The sequence below is a fragment of the Noviherbaspirillum sp. L7-7A genome, assembly GCF_019052805.1.
Taxonomy (GTDB): Bacteria; Pseudomonadota; Gammaproteobacteria; order Burkholderiales; family Burkholderiaceae_D; genus Noviherbaspirillum_A.
In genome coordinates, this window is record NZ_JAHQRJ010000001.1 from 3,456,452 (window position 1) to 3,476,272 (window position 19,821).

18 protein-coding genes, 3 tRNA genes and 1 rRNA gene are annotated in these 19,821 nt (G+C 59.9%); 13 read left to right on the top strand and 9 right to left on the bottom strand.

Annotation, left to right across the window (positions count from 1 at the left end):
- Positions 1-378: 378 nt before the first annotated feature.
- From KTQ42_RS15685 to KTQ42_RS15695, 3 genes are all read left to right on the top strand, one after another.
- Positions 379-720, top strand: a complete 342-nt coding sequence (locus KTQ42_RS15685) for an excalibur calcium-binding domain-containing protein (RefSeq protein WP_249222961.1) — start codon at positions 379-381, stop codon at positions 718-720.
- Between the two features lie 253 nt (positions 721-973).
- On the top strand, positions 974-1,768 hold the full coding sequence (locus KTQ42_RS15690) for a DNA/RNA non-specific endonuclease (RefSeq protein ID WP_249222780.1): 795 nt from the start codon (positions 974-976) through the stop codon (positions 1,766-1,768).
- 362 nt (positions 1,769-2,130) lie between these two features.
- Positions 2,131-3,378 carry a PD-(D/E)XK nuclease family protein gene (locus KTQ42_RS15695; RefSeq protein ID WP_217346336.1) on the top strand — a complete coding sequence of 416 codons (1,248 nt, stop codon included), beginning with the start codon at positions 2,131-2,133 and terminating at the stop codon, positions 3,376-3,378.
- 127 nt (positions 3,379-3,505) lie between these two features.
- Here KTQ42_RS15695 and KTQ42_RS15700 read toward each other — a convergent pair.
- Positions 3,506-3,581, bottom strand: a tRNA-Phe gene (locus KTQ42_RS15700).
- A gap of 115 nt (positions 3,582-3,696) precedes the next feature.
- Between KTQ42_RS15700 and KTQ42_RS15705 the strand changes: the two genes are divergently transcribed.
- Complete coding sequence (locus tag KTQ42_RS15705; RefSeq protein ID WP_217346337.1) at positions 3,697-4,908, top strand: FAD-dependent monooxygenase; 1,212 nt, start codon at positions 3,697-3,699, stop codon at positions 4,906-4,908.
- A 4-nt stretch (positions 4,909-4,912) separates the two neighbouring features.
- Positions 4,913-5,635, top strand: coding sequence for a DsbC family protein (locus tag KTQ42_RS15710; RefSeq protein WP_217346338.1), 723 nt, complete (start codon positions 4,913-4,915; stop codon positions 5,633-5,635).
- A 12-nt stretch (positions 5,636-5,647) separates the two neighbouring features.
- Here KTQ42_RS15710 and KTQ42_RS15715 read toward each other — a convergent pair whose 3' ends face one another.
- Positions 5,648-6,286, bottom strand: a complete 639-nt coding sequence (locus tag KTQ42_RS15715) for a carbonic anhydrase (RefSeq protein ID WP_217347000.1) — start codon at positions 6,284-6,286, stop codon at positions 5,648-5,650.
- A gap of 135 nt (positions 6,287-6,421) precedes the next feature.
- Here KTQ42_RS15715 and KTQ42_RS15720 point away from each other — a divergent pair, with 135 nt between their 5' ends.
- Both KTQ42_RS15720 and KTQ42_RS15725 read left to right on the top strand, forming a co-directional pair.
- A complete protein-coding gene (locus KTQ42_RS15720; RefSeq protein WP_217346339.1) occupies positions 6,422-7,411 on the top strand; it encodes an MDR family oxidoreductase in 990 nt (329 codons plus the stop codon).
- Positions 7,412-7,423: 12 nt separating this feature from the next.
- A complete protein-coding gene (locus KTQ42_RS15725; RefSeq protein WP_217346340.1) occupies positions 7,424-9,220 on the top strand; it encodes a M61 family metallopeptidase in 1,797 nt (598 codons plus the stop codon).
- 47 nt (positions 9,221-9,267) lie between these two features.
- Here the strand turns inward: KTQ42_RS15725 and trpC are convergent, their stop codons facing one another.
- The 6 genes from trpC to rpe form a co-directional block, all read right to left on the bottom strand.
- On the bottom strand, positions 9,268-10,068 hold the full coding sequence (gene trpC / locus KTQ42_RS15730; RefSeq protein ID WP_217346341.1) for an indole-3-glycerol phosphate synthase TrpC: 801 nt from the start codon (positions 10,066-10,068) through the stop codon (positions 9,268-9,270).
- A 38-nt stretch (positions 10,069-10,106) separates the two neighbouring features.
- Entirely contained in the window at positions 10,107-11,141 is a 1,035-nt protein-coding gene (gene trpD, locus KTQ42_RS15735; protein ID WP_217346342.1) for an anthranilate phosphoribosyltransferase, read from the bottom strand.
- Between the two features lie 11 nt (positions 11,142-11,152).
- Entirely contained in the window at positions 11,153-11,716 is a 564-nt protein-coding gene (locus tag KTQ42_RS15740; protein ID WP_217346343.1) for an aminodeoxychorismate/anthranilate synthase component II, read from the bottom strand.
- 1 nt (position 11,717) lies between these two features.
- Complete coding sequence (gene trpE / locus KTQ42_RS15745) at positions 11,718-13,214, bottom strand: anthranilate synthase component I (RefSeq protein WP_217346344.1); 1,497 nt, start codon at positions 13,212-13,214, stop codon at positions 11,718-11,720.
- A 169-nt stretch (positions 13,215-13,383) separates the two neighbouring features.
- Entirely contained in the window at positions 13,384-14,100 is a 717-nt protein-coding gene (locus tag KTQ42_RS15750) for a phosphoglycolate phosphatase (protein ID WP_217346345.1), read from the bottom strand.
- The gene (gene rpe, locus KTQ42_RS15755) at positions 14,097-14,762 is read right to left on the bottom strand and encodes a ribulose-phosphate 3-epimerase (RefSeq protein WP_217346346.1); all 666 of its coding nucleotides are present in this window, start codon (positions 14,760-14,762) and stop codon (positions 14,097-14,099) included. Before rpe ends, KTQ42_RS15750 begins: the two co-directional genes overlap by 4 nt.
- A 121-nt stretch (positions 14,763-14,883) precedes the next feature.
- On the opposite strand from rpe, the gene apaG reads away from it, so the two are divergent.
- A complete protein-coding gene (apaG, locus tag KTQ42_RS15760; RefSeq protein WP_217346347.1) occupies positions 14,884-15,258 on the top strand; it encodes a Co2+/Mg2+ efflux protein ApaG in 375 nt (124 codons plus the stop codon).
- 11 nt (positions 15,259-15,269) lie between these two features.
- Here apaG and KTQ42_RS15765 read toward each other — a convergent pair whose 3' ends face one another.
- A complete protein-coding gene (locus KTQ42_RS15765; RefSeq protein ID WP_217347050.1) occupies positions 15,270-15,419 on the bottom strand; it encodes a hypothetical protein in 150 nt (49 codons plus the stop codon).
- On the opposite strand from KTQ42_RS15765, the gene KTQ42_RS15770 reads away from it, so the two are divergent.
- From KTQ42_RS15770 to KTQ42_RS15790, 5 genes are all read left to right on the top strand, one after another.
- Positions 15,419-16,606: a murein transglycosylase A gene (locus KTQ42_RS15770; RefSeq protein WP_217346348.1), complete on the top strand. Its 1,188-nt coding sequence runs from the start codon at positions 15,419-15,421 to the stop codon at positions 16,604-16,606. The genes KTQ42_RS15765 and KTQ42_RS15770 overlap by 1 nt on opposite strands.
- Positions 16,607-16,715: 109 nt before the next feature.
- On the top strand, positions 16,716-17,492 hold the full coding sequence (locus tag KTQ42_RS15775; RefSeq protein ID WP_217346349.1) for an enoyl-CoA hydratase: 777 nt from the start codon (positions 16,716-16,718) through the stop codon (positions 17,490-17,492).
- Between the two features lie 397 nt (positions 17,493-17,889).
- A 16S ribosomal RNA gene (locus tag KTQ42_RS15780) occupies positions 17,890-19,419 on the top strand.
- A 132-nt stretch (positions 19,420-19,551) separates the two neighbouring features.
- Positions 19,552-19,628 (top strand) — tRNA-Ile (locus tag KTQ42_RS15785).
- Positions 19,629-19,673: 45 nt separating this feature from the next.
- Positions 19,674-19,749 (top strand) — tRNA-Ala (locus KTQ42_RS15790).
- The last annotated feature ends 72 nt before the right edge of the window (positions 19,750-19,821 follow it).

Consider the following 19,821-nt stretch of genomic DNA (forward strand, 5'->3'; position numbering starts at 1 on the left):
AGAATAAATCAGCGTCTCCCTAAAGGAGTTTCTGACACAAGTGTAAAAAGGGGTGTTGCCAGTGATAGGAAGGTAAGCGATAGAATAAATGAAGGCAAGCCAGTAGAGTCTTTTTTTATGCGAATGGCACGACTTTTAAAAGGCGAGTAGCTCTATGCGCAAGAAAAGGCTTAGTTTCACGCATCTCGAATTGGTGTGTAAATTGGGTGAGCTTAACAGGTTTACATTATCTGTAATACTTGTATAGGAAAAATCCTGGCTACGATACGGCAATTTCTGTTACGTTTTACATCGAGTTTCGGTGCTGCTCAAAAAGATTGAAGGTCATGCATGCGTTTTCTTAAAGCCTTCCCGTCGCCTTCAATATTCTTTGTTCTAATGGCCCTTGTTGCGTTTACGTTCATTAGTGACGTATGGGCACATAGTGGCGGCCTGGACAAAGACGGGTGTCATACTAAACGTAGTACCGGGGACTACCATTGCCATGGTGGTAGAAATGGCTCAATGCTTTCACGCAGCCCTTATGCCGCAGCTAATGAGCAAACATCTTCAGGGAATGGGCTAGCTGCGTTTTCTTCGAGCAGAAGTGTATTTGCTAACTGCGCAGAGGCGCGGGCGGCGGGGGCAGCGCCGGTTCGCCGAGGAGACCCTGGATATGGTCCGCACTTGGACCGTGACAATGACGGTGTTGGGTGCGAATCATACCGTCGGCGATATTAAGTTCCGCGCTGATATTTTTCATTAATGTCTTACTCATGCGATGGAAGTGCAAAGAAGCCGGAATGGAGAAGATTGTTTTCAATTCAGCGATATACCGTCATAGCGAAATATTAAGCCATTTGAGAATGACAAGCTGAGTTCGTTCTAGCGCTTGGATATTTGAAATGAGTTAAGCAAAACAACACGGGTTGGCATCGTATAGCACAATAAGAAATGGCCTATATTACAAAAGGCAACACCTGCTGGCGCGACGATGGCATGTCATTTTTTTAAATTCACATTATTTTTATTATTGATGCGTAATATTCTGTGTTTAATAACGGCGCTACTGCTTAGCGCTAGTTTTATTGCTAATGCCAAAGAAGTCAGCAAAGAAATTACCTTTCAGGCCTGTCCCCAGTTCTTTGTGGCGGAATTATCTCCTCGGGTTCCAGATGTCTCTGCTCTTAAGGGGCGCCCGCTTTGCTATGAAGCGTTTGCGGTACTTCATTCGGGCGTCACAAAAACGCCGTTGTTCGTTGCTGAACGGCTTAACAAGGAGCAATTGGACGACGCAAAAGGAGAAAAACGAACGAATCGATTTTTCGCTGATGCCAGGTTGCCGTTCTCTGAACGTGCGCAGTTAGAGGATTATAAACATAGCGGGTGGTCCCGAGGACACATGGCGCCTGCAGCGGATATGGCAACGGCCCAAGCAATGGCGCAAAGCTTTTCCCTAGCCAACATAGTCCCACAAGCGCCTGTTAATAATCAAAAAGCTTGGGCGGGCATTGAAAAGGCAACAAGGAAGTACGTGATGCGGGCACAAGGCGACGTATATGTTATTACTGGACCGATCTTTGATGCCAGTTCGCAAACCATCGGTACTGGAAGTGTCCGTGTCCCTAAGTATCTTTATAAGTTGGTCTATGACGCGACCACAAATCGCGCGTGGGCGCATTGGATTGAAAATACTGACGACGCGCGTGCTGATAGACCGATCTCTTATGGAGAACTGGTCCGGCGGACGGGGATCGAATTTTTGCCAGGCGCTAGAGCAGGGGAGTAGCAGACATTCTGCAAATGCCTGCTAATTTTCAAACATGAATAATGCGGTTTTTTACTAATGGACAACCCGGGGACTCGTCACGTGATATTGCAATACACGGGATAAGACGATTTGAACTGCAGGTCACGATGCGGTCAGGCATGCGACCTCGTGTCAGGTAAGGGACAGCCGGATACTAGGACTTCTGATGCGGCAAACAAAATCACCAACCTGCATGCGTTTGCGCTCTGTAAGAAAATCTTTGTGGCCCGGGCGTAATGGAACCACTGATATAAGAAGTTTCGAGACAAGGGCTTTCCTATTGTGCTGCGCGGATTAGAATGCAATGAATTGAATGCAATGCGTGCGATGGGGAAACGGACTTGTTAGCAGAGTTTTTTACCGACTATCAATACTTTGATCGGGAGCGCCGCTCACAGCGTGAGGCTGGGACAAACGATTTCAGTCTGCTCGCGGCGTTGCTAAGTGTGAATGACGAAGTCCGGCTGCATTCTCGTTTCCTGTATTCAATGCTAGATCCTCGTGGCAAGCACAACAAAGGTGATCGCTTTGCGCAGCACTTTGTTGCTGTCCTTGGCTTTCCTGGCTGGCTGAATTGGACTCGCTTGTCGGTGCAACGCGAGACGAGCCACATCGACCTCTACCTTACCGATGGTGTAAGGCATATCATCATCGAGAACAAGCTCGATGCACTCGACCAACCCGCGCAGATTGAGCGCTATGTCAGCCAGATTCGGAAAAAACGCGAAGCAGATGGCGCTGATGTATTGATTGTGTACCTGTCTAAGGGGCGGATGAGACCGTCGGCTTTTAGTTTAGGTCAGCTTTGCATAGTAGATAACGATGATGGAGCCGCTTTTTTGGCTGACGAGCAGGGAGTTTGTCTTGCGCGTTATTGCGGATGTCATTATGGCATCGAAATCCTACGCTGGCTGGACCTGTGCCAGCAGGAAGTGCAGGACGCGCCTAATCTCGCTAACGCATTTCGGGAGTATCGGCACGTAGTAGAACTGGCCACAAACACTTACAAGAGCAAACTCGTGAATTTGGAATCGTTTTTAGTCAATGGCGATAGCGCCGACCGTATCCGCATCGCTTGCGAAATCTCCACACAGATGCCGTCCATCAAAGCCTGCTGGCTGGAAAATTTCTTTTTGGTCGATTTGGAGGGGTTGCTTAAAGACTTGCCGCTGGTCGCCTTGCACGCACCGGCTTTGCAGCACATGCAATTTGAGTCCAAGCACGCCCGTACGTTTTTTGGTGCTGACAACAGCCGCGATAATCGCAATAAGGGAAAATTCTGGCGCCTGACGGACGGGCGTTATCAGGACCAACTGGCGCTGGTCGTATTTTTCGGTCGAAGAATGCTACACATTGGCGTGCTGCCATTCGTAATAAACAACGAGGGCGAGTTTGTGCTGTCCGGCGATGCGCCCGTCTTGTTGGCAGATCCTGCCTTCACGAAGCACGAAGCCGTACAAGGTGTCCTTCGCGGTCTCGTATCTTGGATTATTCCATTGGATAGCGTGATCGGTCGATTAGCACATTTCAAAAGCAGCGATCAGGCAGCGCAGCTGCGCCGTTTGCTGACAGTGCTGTTGCAAGCCTAAATCTGCTTGTATTTTGCTTATTCCAACGTAAGGAAAGCTTACCGGAAATAGACCTGACACGAGGACTGCCAGCACCACAAACAAAAACGCCAACCGGCATGGGTTGGCGTTCTATAAGGGATATCCTTGGTGGCCCGGGGCGGAATCGAACCACCGACACAAGGATTTTCAATCCTCTGCTCTACCGACTGAGCTACCAGGCCAAGGCGGTGCAGTATAACAAACTTCGCGTGATATGCAAGTGCTGCCGGCAATATTCGTCAATCGCACCCGCTATAATGGTGGCACTCTTTTTCACTCCTCTGAAAATCCGCATCCATGAATACCGCGAGCACGATCTGCGTTGTTGGTAACGGCATCATAGGCAAGGTGGCTGCACTCGGGCTGGCGCAGGCCGGGTTACCGGTGACCCTGCTGACGCCGCCCACAGGGCAGCCGGCTGCACCATCCGCCGGCTGGGATCTGCGCGTCTATGCGCTCAACCAGGTCGCGCATGCGCTGCTGTCCTCGCTGCGGGTATGGGATGCGCTGGATGGTGCGCGCATTGCGCCCGTGGATGCAATGGTGGTCAATGGCGACGGGCCGCAGGCGGGCGGACGGCTTTCCTTCGATGCCTATGGCGCGCGAGCCGGCGTGCTGGCCTGGATCGTCGAAGACAGCAACCTCAATGCCGCGCTCGACGCCGCGCTGCGCTTCGCGCCCAACCTGGCCCGGGTCGCGGCGCGGGCATTGCGGCTGGAGCAGCAGGCCGAGGAAGCCGTCATCCATCTGGACAATGGCACCGCTTTGCACGCGGCGCTGGTGGTGGGCGCCGACGGCGCGCAGTCATGGGTGCGCGCGCAATGCGATATCGGCCTGGATTACCGGCCGTATGGCCAGCGCGCGGTGGTGGCCAATTTCAGCACCGAACTCCCGCACCATGGCGCCGCGCATCAGTGGTTCACCTCGGAGGAGGGCATCATTGCGCTGCTGCCGTTGCCGGGTAACCAGGTGTCGCTGGTCTGGTCCGCGCCAGACGCACTGGCCGATACGCTGTTGCAGCAGCCCCTCTCGCAGCTGGCTGCCCGGCTGACTGCCCTGCCCAGGCAACCCTTCGGCAAGCTTGCGCCGCTGCAGCCGGAAAACGCCAGGGCCTTTCCGCTTGCGCTGATGCGCCCGCATCAGATCGTTGCCCAGCGCGTGGCCCTGGTGGGCGATGCGGCCCATGTGGTGCATCCCCTGGCCGGCCATGGCATGAACCTGGGCTTTGCCGACGTGACTACTTTGTTGCAGGTGCTGGCCGGGCGCGGCGAGCGTGATTGCGGCGACGCCCGGGTGCTGCGCCGTTACGCTTGCGAACGCAAGGAAGATATCCTGCTGATGCAGATTGCCACCGACGGCCTGGAGCGGCTGTTTGCCACCGACTTCGAGCCGGTACGCGTGCTGCGCAATGCCGGGTTGAACCTGCTGGACCAATTGCCTGTCCTAAAACGGCGCCTGATATCCCATGCAATGGGCAAGCCACTGGCGCCGTCCGTAAAAAAAGGTTGATGAAATGATGAAATCGTTGAAGTTGTCCGTGGTCGCAGGCCTGCTGCTGAGCTTTGCCTGCGCTCATGCGGAAAGCACGCAGGAAGCGACAATCAAGAAGCAGATCCAGCCCAAGCTGGGCGAGGGCGCCGTTATCGATTCGGTGACCAGGACGCCCTACAGCGGCCTCTATGAAGTCCGGGTCGGGAGCGACATCTTCTATACCGATGCCCAGGCGAAGTATCTGTTCGTGGGCCGCATCCTGGATGCCGCCACCACCGAGGACTACACCAAGGCCAGAGTCGACGAGATCAGCAAGATCAAGTTTGCCGACCTGCCGCTGGAGTCGGCGCTGAAGACGGTCAAGGGCAATGGCAAACGGGTGATCGCGGTATTCGAAGATCCCAACTGCGGTTATTGCAAGCGCTTCCGCCAGACCTTGCAGGACGTCGACAATGTGACGGTCTACACCTTCCTCTACAACATCCTGTCGCCTGACTCGGCGGTGAAGTCCAAGAATGTCTGGTGCTCGGCCGACCGCAACAAGGCCTGGGATGAGTGGATGCTCAACGGCAAGGCAGCAGCCGCGGCGCCGGAATCCTGCAACACGCCCAACGACAAGATCAAGGCGCTGGGACAGAAGCTGCGCGTGACCGGCACGCCCACCATCTTCTTTACCGACGGCTCGCGCATTCCCGGCGCGATCGACGCCAAGGGGCTGGAAGCCAAACTGGCTTCCATCAAGTAGGGCGGCGCGGTTTCAGCTTTCCTGGCCGTCCTGGTCGGCATGATCAAAGAAATCGACCATGCCGGTTTCCAGCGAATACTCGGCGCCTACCACCATCAACCCGTTGCTCTGCACCAGTTGCTCGATGACCTGCGAGCCGTGCCGCAAGTGATTTGCGGAAGCGCGGATATTGGCGCGCACGGCGTGGTGTACCAGCGCGCCATGGTCATGCCGCAGCTCGGTCTCCAGCAGGCCTTCGACGCTGGGACGCACCCGGTCGACGATGGAATGCGGGTCGCGCGAACGCTGCTGTGGCGGCAGCCGCAGGGTGTCCAGCGTGGCCTCGATCGCGCCGCAGCGGGTGTGACCCAGCACGACCACCAGCCGCGTGCCGAAACGCTCGGCCGCAAATTCGACGCTGCTGACCTGCGATGGCGCAACGATGTTACCTGCCACCCGTATCACGAACAGGTCGCCGAGTCCCTGATCGAAAATGATTTCCACCGGCACCCTTGAGTCGGAACAGCCGAGTATCACGGCGAACGGCGCCTGGCCCGCGACCAGATCGGCCCGGTGGGCCTGGGTCGAATAACTGTCGTTGCCGCGTTCATCGGCGACAAACCGGCGATTGCCTTCCTTCAGGCGCTGCAGCGCCTCACGCGCCGAGATCATACCCTGAGCGGCCTTTGCATTGGAGCTCATCGCATCCTCCTTCCATGATTCAAATGCCGCGATTGTAGCGCCCGCATGCCATACGCCATCTGCGGCTGCGCACTATAATCGGTGCTCCCGATACGGAGACAAGACATGTTCAATGCGATCCTGCTCAATAAGAACGAAGACGGCAGCACCGCCGCCCAATTGACGTCGCTCGATGACGCCCAACTGCCGGCGGACGGCGACGTCACCGTCGCCATCGACTATTCCACCATCAATTACAAGGATGGCCTGGCCATCACCGGCAAGGCGCCTGTGGTGAGGAAGTGGCCGATGGTGCCGGGCATCGACGGCGCCGGCCAGGTGCTGGCATCGAGCCATCCGGACTGGAAGCCGGGCGACGCCTTCATCCTCAACGGCTGGGGTGTCGGTGAAACCCACATGGGCTGCCTGGCGCAGCGCGCCCGCCTGAAAGGCGATTGGCTGATCCGGCGTCCGCAGGGCATGTCTTCGCGCACCGCGATGGCGATCGGCACGGCGGGCTACACCGCGATGCTGTCGGCGCTGGCGCTGCGGGAGCAGGGCGTGGCGCCGGGCGACGGGGAAATCCTGGTCACCGGCGCATCGGGCGGCGTGGGCAGCGTGGCCATTGCCATCCTGTCGGGCTGGGGCTACCAGGTGGTGGCCTCCACCGGCAAGCCCGATGAAGCCGACTACCTGACATCGCTGGGCGCAGCCGAAGTGATCGACCGGGCCACGCTGTCCGCGCCCGGCAAGCCGCTGCAGAAGGAACGCTGGGCCGGCGTGGTCGATTCGGTCGGCTCGCATACCCTGGTCAATGCCATCGCACAGGTGCGCTATGGCGGCGTGGCCACGGCCTGCGGCCTGGCCCAGGGACTCGACTTTCCGGCATCGGTCGCGCCCTTCATTCTGCGCGGCGTGCGCCTGATCGGCATCGACAGCGTGATGGCGCCTGCCGCCAAACGCATCGCTGCCTGGCAGCGGCTGGCAAGCGACCTCGATCCCGCCAAGCTCGACGCCATCACCAGCGAGATCACGCTGGCTGACGCGCTGACCCGTGCGCCCGAAATCCTGGCCGGCAGGGTGCGCGGCCGTCTCGTCGTCAACGTCAACGCCTGAGGGCCGCTGCGCATGATCCAGCCCGTACGCTACAGCATCCTTCCCAAGGACCCGGCCGCGCATCTGTTCGAAGTGGTTCTCACGGTCGACACGCCCGACCCCGCCGGCCAGCGCTTCATGCTGCCGGCCTGGATTCCGGGCAGCTACATGATCCGCGAATTCGCGCGCAACATCGTGCGCATCGCAGCCAGGGCCAATGGCAGGAAGGTCGCGCTGAAAAAGACCGACAAGCATAGCTGGCAGGCCGGCCGCTGCGACGGCCCGCTGGTGCTGACCTATGAGGTCTATGCATGGGACCTGTCGGTGCGCACCGCCCACCTCGACCAGACCCATGCCTTCTTCAACGGCACCAGCGTGTTCCTGCAGGTGATCGGGCAGGAGCAGGCGCCACATGAAGTCGACATCCGTCGTCCCGAGGGCGCCGCGTTTGCGGACTGGCGTGTCGCCACCGCATTGCCGGAACTTGATGCCGAGCGCTATGGATTCGGCCTGTACCAGGCTGCCAATTATGACGAGCTGATCGACCATCCCGTGGAGCTGGGCACGTTTGCGCTGGCGACCTTCAGGGCGCATGGCGTGCAGCATGACGTGGTCATCACCGGGCAAGTGCCGAACCTGGACCTGACCCGGCTGTGCGCCGACCTGAAGAAGGTCTGTGAAGCGCAGATCCGGCTGTTCGAGCCCGGCACACGGCGCGCGCCGATGCGGCGCTATGTCTTCATGACGCTGGCGGTTGGCGACGGTTACGGCGGCCTGGAGCATCGGGCATCGACCGCGCTGATCTGCTCGCGCGCCGACCTGCCGGTGCAGGGCAAGAAGGAAATGACCGATGGCTACCGCACCTATCTGGGCCTGTGCAGCCATGAGTATTTCCACACATGGAACGTCAAGCGCATCAAGCCGGCCGCCTTTGCGCCCTACGATCTGCAGAGCGAAGGCTATACCTCGCTGCTATGGCTGTTCGAAGGCTTCACCAGCTACTACGACGACCTGATGCTGGTGCGCGCCGGGCTGATCAGCGAGGCGGACTATTTCAAGCTGCTGGCCAAGACCGCCAACGGCGTATTGCGCGGCAGCGGACGCACCCGCCAGAGCGTGGCCGAATCGAGTTTCGACGCCTGGGTCAAGTATTACCGCCAGGATGAGAACGCGCCCAACGCCATCGTCAGCTATTACACCAAGGGCTCGCTGGTGGGCCTGGGCCTGGACCTCACGATACGCGCCGCCACCAATGGCAAGAAATCGCTGGACGATGTAATGCGCGCCCTGTGGGAGCGCTACGGCAGGGACTTCTACAGCGATGGCGAAAGCGGCGGACGCGGTTTGGAGGAGGGCGATGCGCTGGCCCTGTTCGAGGAAGTCAGCGGCGTCAGCCTGAAGCGCTTCTTCGACCGCCATATCCATGGCACCGACGATGTCGCGCTGGACAAGCTGCTCGCGCCTTTCGGCGTCACTGTGGCCGACAAGCGCAATGGCGGCAAGCCGTCGCTGGGCGCGCGCACGGTCAAGGAAGGCAATGAGTGCAAGCTGGCCAATGTGTATGAAGGTGGCGCGGCGCACCGTGCCGGCCTGTCGGCGCTCGATCTGCTGGTGGCGATCGACGGCCTGCGGGTCAACGCAGCTAATCTCGATGCGCTGATGTCGCGTTACGGCGTGGGCGACACGGTGACGGTGCATGCCTTCCGGCGCGACGAACTGATGGTGTTTTCGGTCAGGCTGATGGCCGATGACGCGGCGCAGCTCACACTGACGGCGGAAACAAAACCCGCGGCCGCCACCCGCATGCGGGCTGCCTGGCTGGCGGAGTAGGCAAACCGCAAGCTGGCACGGCGCGCCGTGCCAGCTTGCTCACGGTATCAACCAAACAGGCGCGCCAGTTCCGCGCCGGGATCGGCCGCCCGCATGAATGCCTCGCCCACCAGGAAGGCATGCACATCGGCTTCCCGCATGCGCCTGACATCGTCGGCATTCAGGATGCCGGACTCGGTGACCACCAGCTTCTCCTTCGGAATGCGCGGCAGCAGGTCCAGCGTGTTCTGCAGCGAGGTGTCGAAGGTGCGCAGATTGCGGTTGTTGATGCCAAGCAGCCGGGTGTTCAGGCGCAGCGCGGCGTCGAGTTCTGCGCCGTCGTGCACTTCCACCAGCACGTCCATGCCGAGCTCATGCGCGCAGGCTTCCAGTTCCGCCATCAGGCCATGGTCCAGCGCGGCCACGATCAGCAATATCGCGTCCGCACCCCAGGAGCGGGCCTGGTACACCTGGTAAGGGTCCACCATGAAATCCTTGCGCAGCACCGGCAGCTCGCAGGCGGCACGCGCCTGCTGCAGGTACTCGGGCGCGCCTTGGAAGAACTGCACATCGGTCAGCACGGACAGGCAGGCCGCGCCATGTTCTTCATAGCTCACGGCAATCGCTGCCGGATCGAAGTCGGCGCGCAGCACGCCCTTGGACGGCGAGGCCTTCTTCACTTCGGCGATCACGCCGGCGCGGCCGGCGGCAATCTTGCCGCGCAGGCTGCCCTCGAAGCCGCGCAAATCGTCGCGCAACTGCCGGTCGCTCTCGACCTCATTGCGCAGGCTGGCCAGGCTCTGCTGCCGCATTGCCGCAGCCACTTCCTCGGCCTTCACGGACAGGATCTTGTTGAGTATGTCGGACATGATGTTGCTGCTTTCTCTGTGCTGGACGATGCGCCGCGTCAGGCGCCGCCGATTTTCCGGGTGGCGGCGACGAACTGTTCCATCTTCGCGCGGGCAGCGCCCGAGGCCATGGTGTCGATCGCCATCTGCATGCCGGCACCGATGTCGGCCGCCATGCCGTTGGCATACAAGGCGGTGCCTGCATTGAGCGCCACGATGTCGCGCGGTGCGCCCGGCACATTGTCGAGCGCTTCCAGAATCTTTTCCCTGGACTCCGCCGCATTGCCCACCTTCAGGTTGCGGCTGGCGATCATCTGCAGGCCGAAGTCTTCAGGATGGATTTCATATTCACGGATCTGGCCGTCAACCAGTTCGCCCACCATGGTGGCCGCGCCTAGCGAGACTTCATCCATGTTGTCGCGGCCCCAGACCACCATCGCGCGCTGCGCGCCCAGGCGCTGCAGCACCCGCACCTGGATGCCGACCAGGTCGGAGTGGAACACGCCCATCAGGATATTGGGCGCGCCGGCCGGGTTGGTCAGCGGTCCGAGGATGTTGAAGATGGTGCGCACGCCTAACTCACGCCGCACCGGCGCGGCATGCTTCATCGCCGCATGATGGTTGGGCGCGTACATGAAGCCGATGCCGGTTTCGGCAATGCACTCGGCCACCTGCTGCGGCTGCAGATTGATGTTGGCGCCCAGCGCTTCCAGCGCATCGGCGCTGCCCGAGGAGGATGACACGCTGCGCCCGCCATGCTTGGCAACCCGGGCGCCGGCGGCGGCAGCGACGAACATCGAGGCGGTGGAAATATTGAAGGTGTTGGCGCCGTCGCCACCCGTGCCGACGATGTCGAGCAGGCCGCTGGTGTCTTCCAGCGGCACCTTGGTGGCGAATTCGCGCATGACCTGCGCCGCCGCCGTGATCTCGCCGATGGTTTCCTTCTTCACCCGCAAGCCCATGGTCAGGGCGGCAACCATCACCGGCGACATCTCGCCCGACATGATGCTGCGAAACAGCGACAGCATTTCGTCATGGAAGATCTCGCGGTGTTCAATGCAGCGCAGCAGCGCTTCCTGTGGTGTGATCGGCATGGTGGTCTCGCTTAACGTTTCAGGAAGTTCTGCAGCAGTTCATGGCCATGCTCGGTCAGGATGGACTCGGGATGGAACTGCACGCCCTCGATGTCGAACGCCTTGTGGCGCACGCCCATGATTTCGCCGTCCGAGGTCCAGGCCGTCACTTCCAGGCAATCCGGCAGCGACGCGCGCTCGATGGCCAGCGAGTGGTAGCGGGTGATGGTGTACGGATCGGGCAGGCCCCTGAACACGCCCACGCCGGTGTGATGCAGCAGGTCGGTCTTGCCATGCATGACCTGCTTTGCCCGCACCACCTTGCCGCCGAAAGCCGCGCCGATGGCCTGGTGGCCAAGACAGACGCCCAAGATAGGCAGCTTGCCGGCCAGTTCCTGCAGCACCGGCACCGAGACGCCGGCCTCATGCGGCGTGCAGGGGCCGGGCGAGATGCAGATGCGTTCCGGCCGCATCGCAACGATCTCTTCCAGCGTGACTTCGTCGTTGCGCACCGTGCGCACGTCTTCACCCAGCTCGCCAAAGTATTGGACCAGGTTGTAGGTGAATGAGTCGTAGTTGTCGATCATCAGCAGCATGTCAGATTCCTCCATCCAGGCCGTCTTGCACCTGCTCGGCCGCGCGCAGCACCGCGCGCGCCTTGTTTTCCGTTTCCTGCCATTCCATCTCGGGCACCGAGTCGGCCACGATGCCGGCCGCGGCCTGCACATACAGCATGCCGTCCTTAATCACGCCGGTGCGGATCGCAATCGCCAGGTCCATCTCGCCGCCAAAGGACAGGTAGCCGCAGGCGCCGCCGTAGATGCCGCGCTTGGTCGGCTCCAGCTCGTCGATGATCTCCATCGCCCGCACCTTGGGCGCGCCGGACAGCGTGCCGGCCGGGAAGGTGGCGCGCAGCACGTCGAGATTGGACATGCCGGGCTTCAGTGCGCCTTCCACATTGGAGACGATGTGCTGTACGTGGGAATACTTTTCGATCACGAACTTGTCCGTGACCTTGACGCTGCCGGTCTGCGCGATGCGGCCGATGTCGTTGCGCGCCAGGTCGATCAGCATCACATGCTCGGCGATTTCCTTCGGGTCGGCCAGCAGCTCGGTTGCCAGCGCCGCATCCCGCTCGGGCGTATTGCCGCGCGGCCGGGTGCCGGCCAGCGGGCGTATCGTCACCTTCTTGCCGCCATCCGGCGTGCCTTCATTGCGCACCAGGATTTCCGGCGACGCGCCGACGATATGCATGTCGCCGAAGTTGTAGAAGTACATGTAGGGCGAGGGATTGAGCGAGCGCAGCGCCCGGTACAGCGACAGCGGCGAATCGACATACGGCTTCTTGATGCGCTGGCCGATCTGCACCTGCATCAGGTCGCCCGCCATGATGTATTCCTTGGCCCGGGCAACCGCCTCCAGGTAAGCCGCCTTGTCGAAGTCGCGCACCGACTCGGTCCGTACCGAGGCCGACGTCACCGGTGCATCGACCGCGCGGCGCAGCATCGCGCGCAAGTCGTGCAGGCGGCGCCGGGCGCGCGGGAAAGCTTCGGCCTGGGTTGGATCGGCATAGACGATCAGGTAGAGCTTGCCCGAGAGGTTGTCGATGACGGCCAGTTCCTCGGTCAGCAGCAGCTGGATGTCGGGCAGGCCGAGGTCATCCTTGGGCGCCGTCTCGGCCAGGCGTTTCTCGATATGGCGCACCGTGTCGTAGCCGAAATAGCCCGCCAGGCCGCCACAGAAGCGCGGCATGCCGGGCAGGACCGCGACCTTGAAGCGCGACTGGTAGTCGGCGATGAAATCGAGCGGATTGCCGTCCACGCTTTCCACGACCGCGCCATTGGTAACGACTTCGGTGCGACGGCCATAGCTGCGCAGCAGGGTGGAAGCGGGCAGTCCAATAAAGGAATAGCGGCCGAAGCGCTCGCCGCCGACAACGGATTCGAGCAGGAAGGTATTCTTGCCGCCGTTCTGCTGCTGCGCCAGCTTGAGGTAAAGGGACAGCGGGGTTTCGAGATCGGCGAAGGCTTCAGCGATCAGCGGAATACGGTTGTAGCCTTGCGCGGCCAGCGATTTGAATTCGAGTTCGGTCATGATTCTCTCCCGACCGCGTAAGGGATGGGTGCGCGGTCCTTGCGTTAAAAACGTGATCGAGCGCGCATGCGAGCGCACTCGACAGCCAATCGGGGACTACCAGGTCCAGGATTGCCAGCGTCGCCAGGGCCAGGCCTCAGGAACGGCCGGCGCAGATAAGCTGCGTTTTTTATTGAGAGACATGTTGGTTGGGATTTGCTGCTGAGATCAGTCGGGCTGCATCCAAAAGCGTGTCGACTATACCATCCGAATCAACGTCTTGTATAGGCTGGCCATGATTGTAGCCATAAGGCACGGTGAGCACCCGGCAGTTGGCCGCGCGCGCCGCCTGGGCATCGTTGGACGAGTCGCCAATGGCCACCACATGCCGCGGCGCCAGGCTGAAATCGGCGCAGACCTGCAAGAGCGGCATCGGATCGGGTTTCTTGCGCGGCAGCGAGTCGCCGCCGTACACCACTTCGAATGCATCGAGCAGGCCGGCGGTTTCCAGCAGCGGCAGCGCAAAGCCGACCGGCTTGTTGGTTACGCAGGCCAGGCGCAGTCCCTGTTGCTGCATGGCGCGCAAGCCTTCGGCCACGCCCGGATACACCGTCGCATGCCGGCCATTGATGGCGCTGTAGGAGCGCATGTAGGCATTCAACGCCTGCTCGTAATGCGCGGCCGCCTGCTCCGGCGCATGGTCCAGGCCGAGGATGCTGCGCACCAGGTTCTCGGTGCCCTTGCCGACGAAGCGGGTGATCACGTCGATGCCCACCGGCGCAAGCGCAAGCTCGGCACGCATCGCATTGACCGCCGCCAGGAAGTCCGGCGCGGTATCCATCATCGTGCCGTCGAGGTCGATGATGGCTGCGCGGATGCCGGCAAACAGGGTGTCAGGCGCGTTCATACGGCAGCCAGCTGGCCGCGCATGGCATCGATCACGGCCTTGTAGTCAGGCTTGCCGAAGATGGCCGAACCGGCAACGAAGGTGTCGGCGCCCGCCTTTGCCGCGGCGGCGATGTTGTCGACCTTGATGCCGCCATCGACTTCCAGCATGATGTCGCGCCCGGATGCATCGATGCGCTGGCGCACGTCGGCGATCTTCTTCAGCGCTTCGGGAATGAAGGACTGGCCGCCAAAGCCGGGGTTGACCGACATCAGCAGGATGATGTCGAGCTTGTCCATCACATGGTCGAGATAATGCAGCGGCGTGGCCGGGTTGAACACCAGGCCGGCCTTGCAGCCATTGTCGCGGATCAGCTGCAGCGTGCGGTCGATGTGCTCGGACGCTTCCGGATGAAAGGTGATGATGTTGGCGCCGGCCTTGGCGAAGTCGGGAATGATGCGGTCCACGGGCTTGACCATCAGATGCACGTCGATCGGCACCTGCACATGCGGCCGGATCGCTTCGCATACCAGCGGCCCAATCGTCAGGTTGGGGACGTAGTGGTTGTCCATCACGTCGAAGTGGATGATGTCGGCGCCGGCGGCGACCACGTTGCGGACCTCTTCGCCAAGACGGGCAAAATCGGCGGAGAGGATGCTGGGAGCGATGCGATAAGTAGCCATGGAATTCGTCAATTGGAACAATCCGTTATTCTACCTTGGCGCGCACGGCCGGGCCCTGCTGCCAAAATGGCATCGCGGCACCGTCAGCGTCGCGCAGACATCAATCCGGCAAAGGAATCAAATGGCAGCTTATGAATTCACCGTTTCGGTCAGAACCCAGTATCTGGAGAAACAGTCCGACCCTGAACACGGCAGCTTCGTGTTCGCCTATTCCATCACGATACGCAATACGGGGCAGGTCGCGGCGCAGCTGATTTCCCGTCACTGGATCATCAAGGACGCCAATGACAAGGTGGAGGAGGTGAAGGGACTCGGTGTGGTCGGCCATCAGCCGCTGCTGCAGCCTGGACAGCAGTTCGAGTACACCAGCGGCACTTCCCTGAAGACGCCGCACGGCACCATGTCGGGCAGCTATTTCTGTGTTGCCGAGGACGGCACCCGGTTTGACGCCCCCATTGCGGAATTTGTGCTGTCCTTGCCGCGCACGCTACACTGACGTCCCGCAGTTCAAGCCGGTTTGTCATCATCAGGTGGTGGCCGGCGCACTTGCTGGTCCGGTTTGCGGCCCGCAAACATCGTCCACCAGACGATGAATACCAGCAGGAAAAATGCGACGCAGGCCTCTAATATCAGTAACCACATGCCATTGAGTTCCAATGTTATCCAAGCGCTTCAGTTTACTCGCATCCTCCGTCGTCATCACAGCACTTCTTGCCGCCTGCAGCACCACGCCGCCCAAGTCGGTTGAAACTGCGCCGGCGCAGCCGCCGGCAACAGGCCCGGCCCCGGCCGCCGGTCCGGTATTGCGCCCCGTGGCCTTCAACGCCATGCCCGGCTGGGACCGCGACGATGTGCGCGAAGCATGGCCCGCCTTTCTGACATCCTGCGAGGTGATGATCAGGCGAGCCGCCTGGAAGGAGCCCTGCACTGTGGCGCGCACGGTCGACGCCAACAGTGCTGGCGCGATCCGTACGTTCTTCGAGGCATTCTTCGTGCCGCACCAAGTGTTCAATCCCGACGGCACGGACAACGGCCTGATCACCGGCTACTACGAGCCCCTGCTCAACGGCGCCCGCAAGCGCGGCGGCCCGTACCAGACCCCGCTGCACCGCGCGCCGGATGACCTGCTGACCATCGATCTCGGCAGTGTCTATCCTGAATTGAAGAACATGCGCCTGCGCGGCAAGCTGGTTGGCAACAAGGTCGTTCCCTATCCGGCGCGCGCTGAACTGACGCAATCGACGGCAATGAGCGGCAACGAACTGGTGTGGGTGGACAATCCGATCGATGCCTTCTTCCTTCAGGTGCAGGGCTCCGGCCGCGTCCAGTTTGCCGATACCAAGGAAGTGGTGCGCATCGCCTATGCGGATCAGAACGGCCACCCTTATCGCTCGATCGGCCGTTATCTGGTCGACAAGGGTGAATTGACCATGGACCAGGCATCCGCCCAGGGCATCAAGGCCTGGCTGGCAGCCAATCCCAGGCGCCAGCAGGAACTGCTCAATGCGAATCCCGGCTATGTCTTCTTCAAGGAAGAGAAGCTGACCGACCCGCGCAAGGGGCCAAAGGGCGCGCTGGGTGTTCCGCTGACGCCGCAGCGCTCCGTCGCGGTCGATCCGAATTTCATCCCGCTGGGCGCGCCGGTCTTCCTGTCGACCACCCATCCCGGCAGCAATGCCCCTCTGCAGCGCATGATGCTGGCCCAGGATACGGGCGGCGCAATCAAGAATGCGGTCAGGGCCGATTACTTCTGGGGCTTTGGCGCGGAAGCGGGCGAGAAGGCAGGGAAAATGAAGCAACGCGGCATGCTCTGGGTGCTGTTGCCCAAACCGGGCACGGCGTGAATGCCGGTATCACAGCGGGCGAGGCTGCAAGCGCAGGCCTGCATCCTTGAACACTCTGCAAGCAGATACAATGCGCCGGCCATCCGGGCACATTTCAGTGGAGGTCTCCATGCAATATGAAAATATCATTGTGGAAACGCAGGGCAAGGTCGGACTGGTTCGCCTGAATCGGCCCAAGGCGCTCAATGCGCTCAACGATCAATTGATGGATGAACTGGGGCATGCATTGATGTCGTTCGATGGCGACGACAATATCGGCTGCATCGTCATCACCGGCAGCGAAAAGGCCTTTGCCGCCGGCGCCGACATTGGCGCCATGGCCAGCTATACCTATATGGATGTATTCAAGGGCGACTACATCACCCGGAACTGGGAAACCGTGCGCCGGGTACGCAAGCCCGTCATTGCAGCCGTGGCCGGCTATGCCCTCGGCGGTGGTTGCGAGCTGGCGATGATGTGCGACTTCATCATCGCTGCCGACACGGCCAAGTTTGGCCAGCCGGAAGTCAAGCTGGGCACCATCCCTGGCGCCGGCGGCACCCAGCGTCTGCCACGCGCCGTGTCGAAAGCCAAGGCCATGGACATGTGCCTGACTGCCCGCATGATGGACGCCGCCGAAGCCGAACGAGCAGGACTGGTGTCGCGCGTCGTCGCCGCCGACAAGCTGCTCGACGAAGCGCTGGCCGCCGCCGGCACCATTGCTTCGATGTCCCTCCCGGTTGTCATGATGATCAAGGAATCCATCAACCGCGCCTACGAGTCCACTCTTGCCGAAGGCGTGCAGTATGAACGTCGCCTGTTCCACAGCACCTTCGCCACGGAAGACCAGAAGGAAGGCATGAAAGCTTTCGTCGAAAAGCGCTTGCCGAATTTTCGCAACCTTTGATATAGTTCGTCCCCCGCCGCAGCACAGCGCGGCGGGGGCGGAAAAAGGCAGCATGCTGGTCCGGTTTTTTTGAAGCAAAGCGAAAAAAACTGTTGACGCCAAACAGCAAATGCCACATAATCTCGCCTCTCTGTTGCTGACGAACACAACGCTTCGCAGCAGCCGGCAAGTCCCACGGGACGGCCGGCAGCAGGCCGAATTGCCCGGTTCTTTAACAACCAACAACCGATAAGTGTGGGCACTTGATGAAGTGCGCCGGCGGCAACGCCGGATGCTCAAAATATCAAGCAAGTGCTCACAACAAAGAAGTAGAACGATTCGCAAGAATCGATCTGTCAGTATTTTGAGTGAGCGACGGTTCTTCGGAACCTGCCAGCAATGGCACAAAACAGAGATTGAACTGAAGAGTTTGATCCTGGCTCAGATTGAACGCTGGCGGCATGCCTTACACATGCAAGTCGAACGGCAGCACGGACTTCGGTCTGGTGGCGAGTGGCGAACGGGTGAGTAACATATCGGAACGTGCCCTGGAGTGGGGGATAACTAGTCGAAAGACTAGCTAATACCGCATACGATCTACGGATGAAAGTGGGGGATCGCAAGACCTCATGCTCGTGGAGCGGCCGATATCTGATTAGCTAGTTGGTAGGGTAAAAGCCTACCAAGGCATCGATCAGTAGCTGGTCTGAGAGGACGACCAGCCACACTGGGACTGAGACACGGCCCAGACTCCTACGGGAGGCAGCAGTGGGGAATTTTGGACAATGGGGGCAACCCTGATCCAGCAATGCCGCGTGAGTGAAGAAGGCCTTCGGGTTGTAAAGCTCTTTTGTCAGGGAAGAAACGGTTCTGGCTAATACCCGGGGCTAATGACGGTACCTGAAGAATAAGCACCGGCTAACTACGTGCCAGCAGCCGCGGTAATACGTAGGGTGCAAGCGTTAATCGGAATTACTGGGCGTAAAGCGTGCGCAGGCGGTTGTGCAAGACAGATGTGAAATCCCCGGGCTCAACCTGGGAATTGCATTTGTGACTGCACGGCTAGAGTGTGTCAGAGGGGGTAGAATTCCACGTGTAGCAGTGAAATGCGTAGAGATGTGGAGGAATACCGATGGCGAAGGCAGCCCCCTGGGATAACACTGACGCTCATGCACGAAAGCGTGGGGAGCAAACAGGATTAGATACCCTGGTAGTCCACGCCCTAAACGATGTCAACTAGTTGTCGGGTCTTAATTGACTTGGTAACGCAGCTAACGCGTGAAGTTGACCGCCTGGGGAGTACGGTCGCAAGATTAAAACTCAAAGGAATTGACGGGGACCCGCACAAGCGGTGGATGATGTGGATTAATTCGATGCAACGCGAAAAACCTTACCTACCCTTGACATGGCAGGAATCCCTGAGAGATCAGGGAGTGCTCGAAAGAGAACCTGCACACAGGTGCTGCATGGCTGTCGTCAGCTCGTGTCGTGAGATGTTGGGTTAAGTCCCGCAACGAGCGCAACCCTTGTCATTAGTTGCTACGAAAGGGCACTCTAATGAGACTGCCGGTGACAAACCGGAGGAAGGTGGGGATGACGTCAAGTCCTCATGGCCCTTATGGGTAGGGCTTCACACGTCATACAATGGTACATACAGAGGGCCGCCAACCCGCGAGGGGGAGCTAATCCCAGAAAGTGTATCGTAGTCCGGATTGGAGTCTGCAACTCGACTCCATGAAGTTGGAATCGCTAGTAATCGCGGATCAGCATGTCGCGGTGAATACGTTCCCGGGTCTTGTACACACCGCCCGTCACACCATGGGAGCGGGTTTTACCAGAAGTAGGTAGCTTAACCGCAAGGAGGGCGCTTACCACGGTAGGATTCGTGACTGGGGTGAAGTCGTAACAAGGTAGCCGTATCGGAAGGTGCGGCTGGATCACCTCCTTTCTAGAGATAGGCACGTAGTTGGGTGTCCACACTTATCGGTTGTTCGGCAAAACGAGAACAGTCAAAACACAGTCAAGGTCATGAAGTGATCGGTACACAAGGCGCTGCAGCAGGGGCGTCGCATCGTGTGCGGGGTCTGTAGCTCAGCTGGTTAGAGCACCGTGTTGATAACGCGGGGGTCGTTGGTTCGAGCCCAACCAGACCCACCAGTTGGCAGCAGCGCTGAAGTCATAGCGAGAAGTTGGCAAGTCCCTGGGGGTTTAGCTCAGCTGGGAGAGCACCTGCTTTGCAAGCAGGGGGTCGTCGGTTCGATCCCGTCAACCTCCACCATTATCCTGATCACACTGTGGCAAGGTACAAACGTAAGTCAGCAACAGCGTTGCGGGACTTAGGTTTGATCAT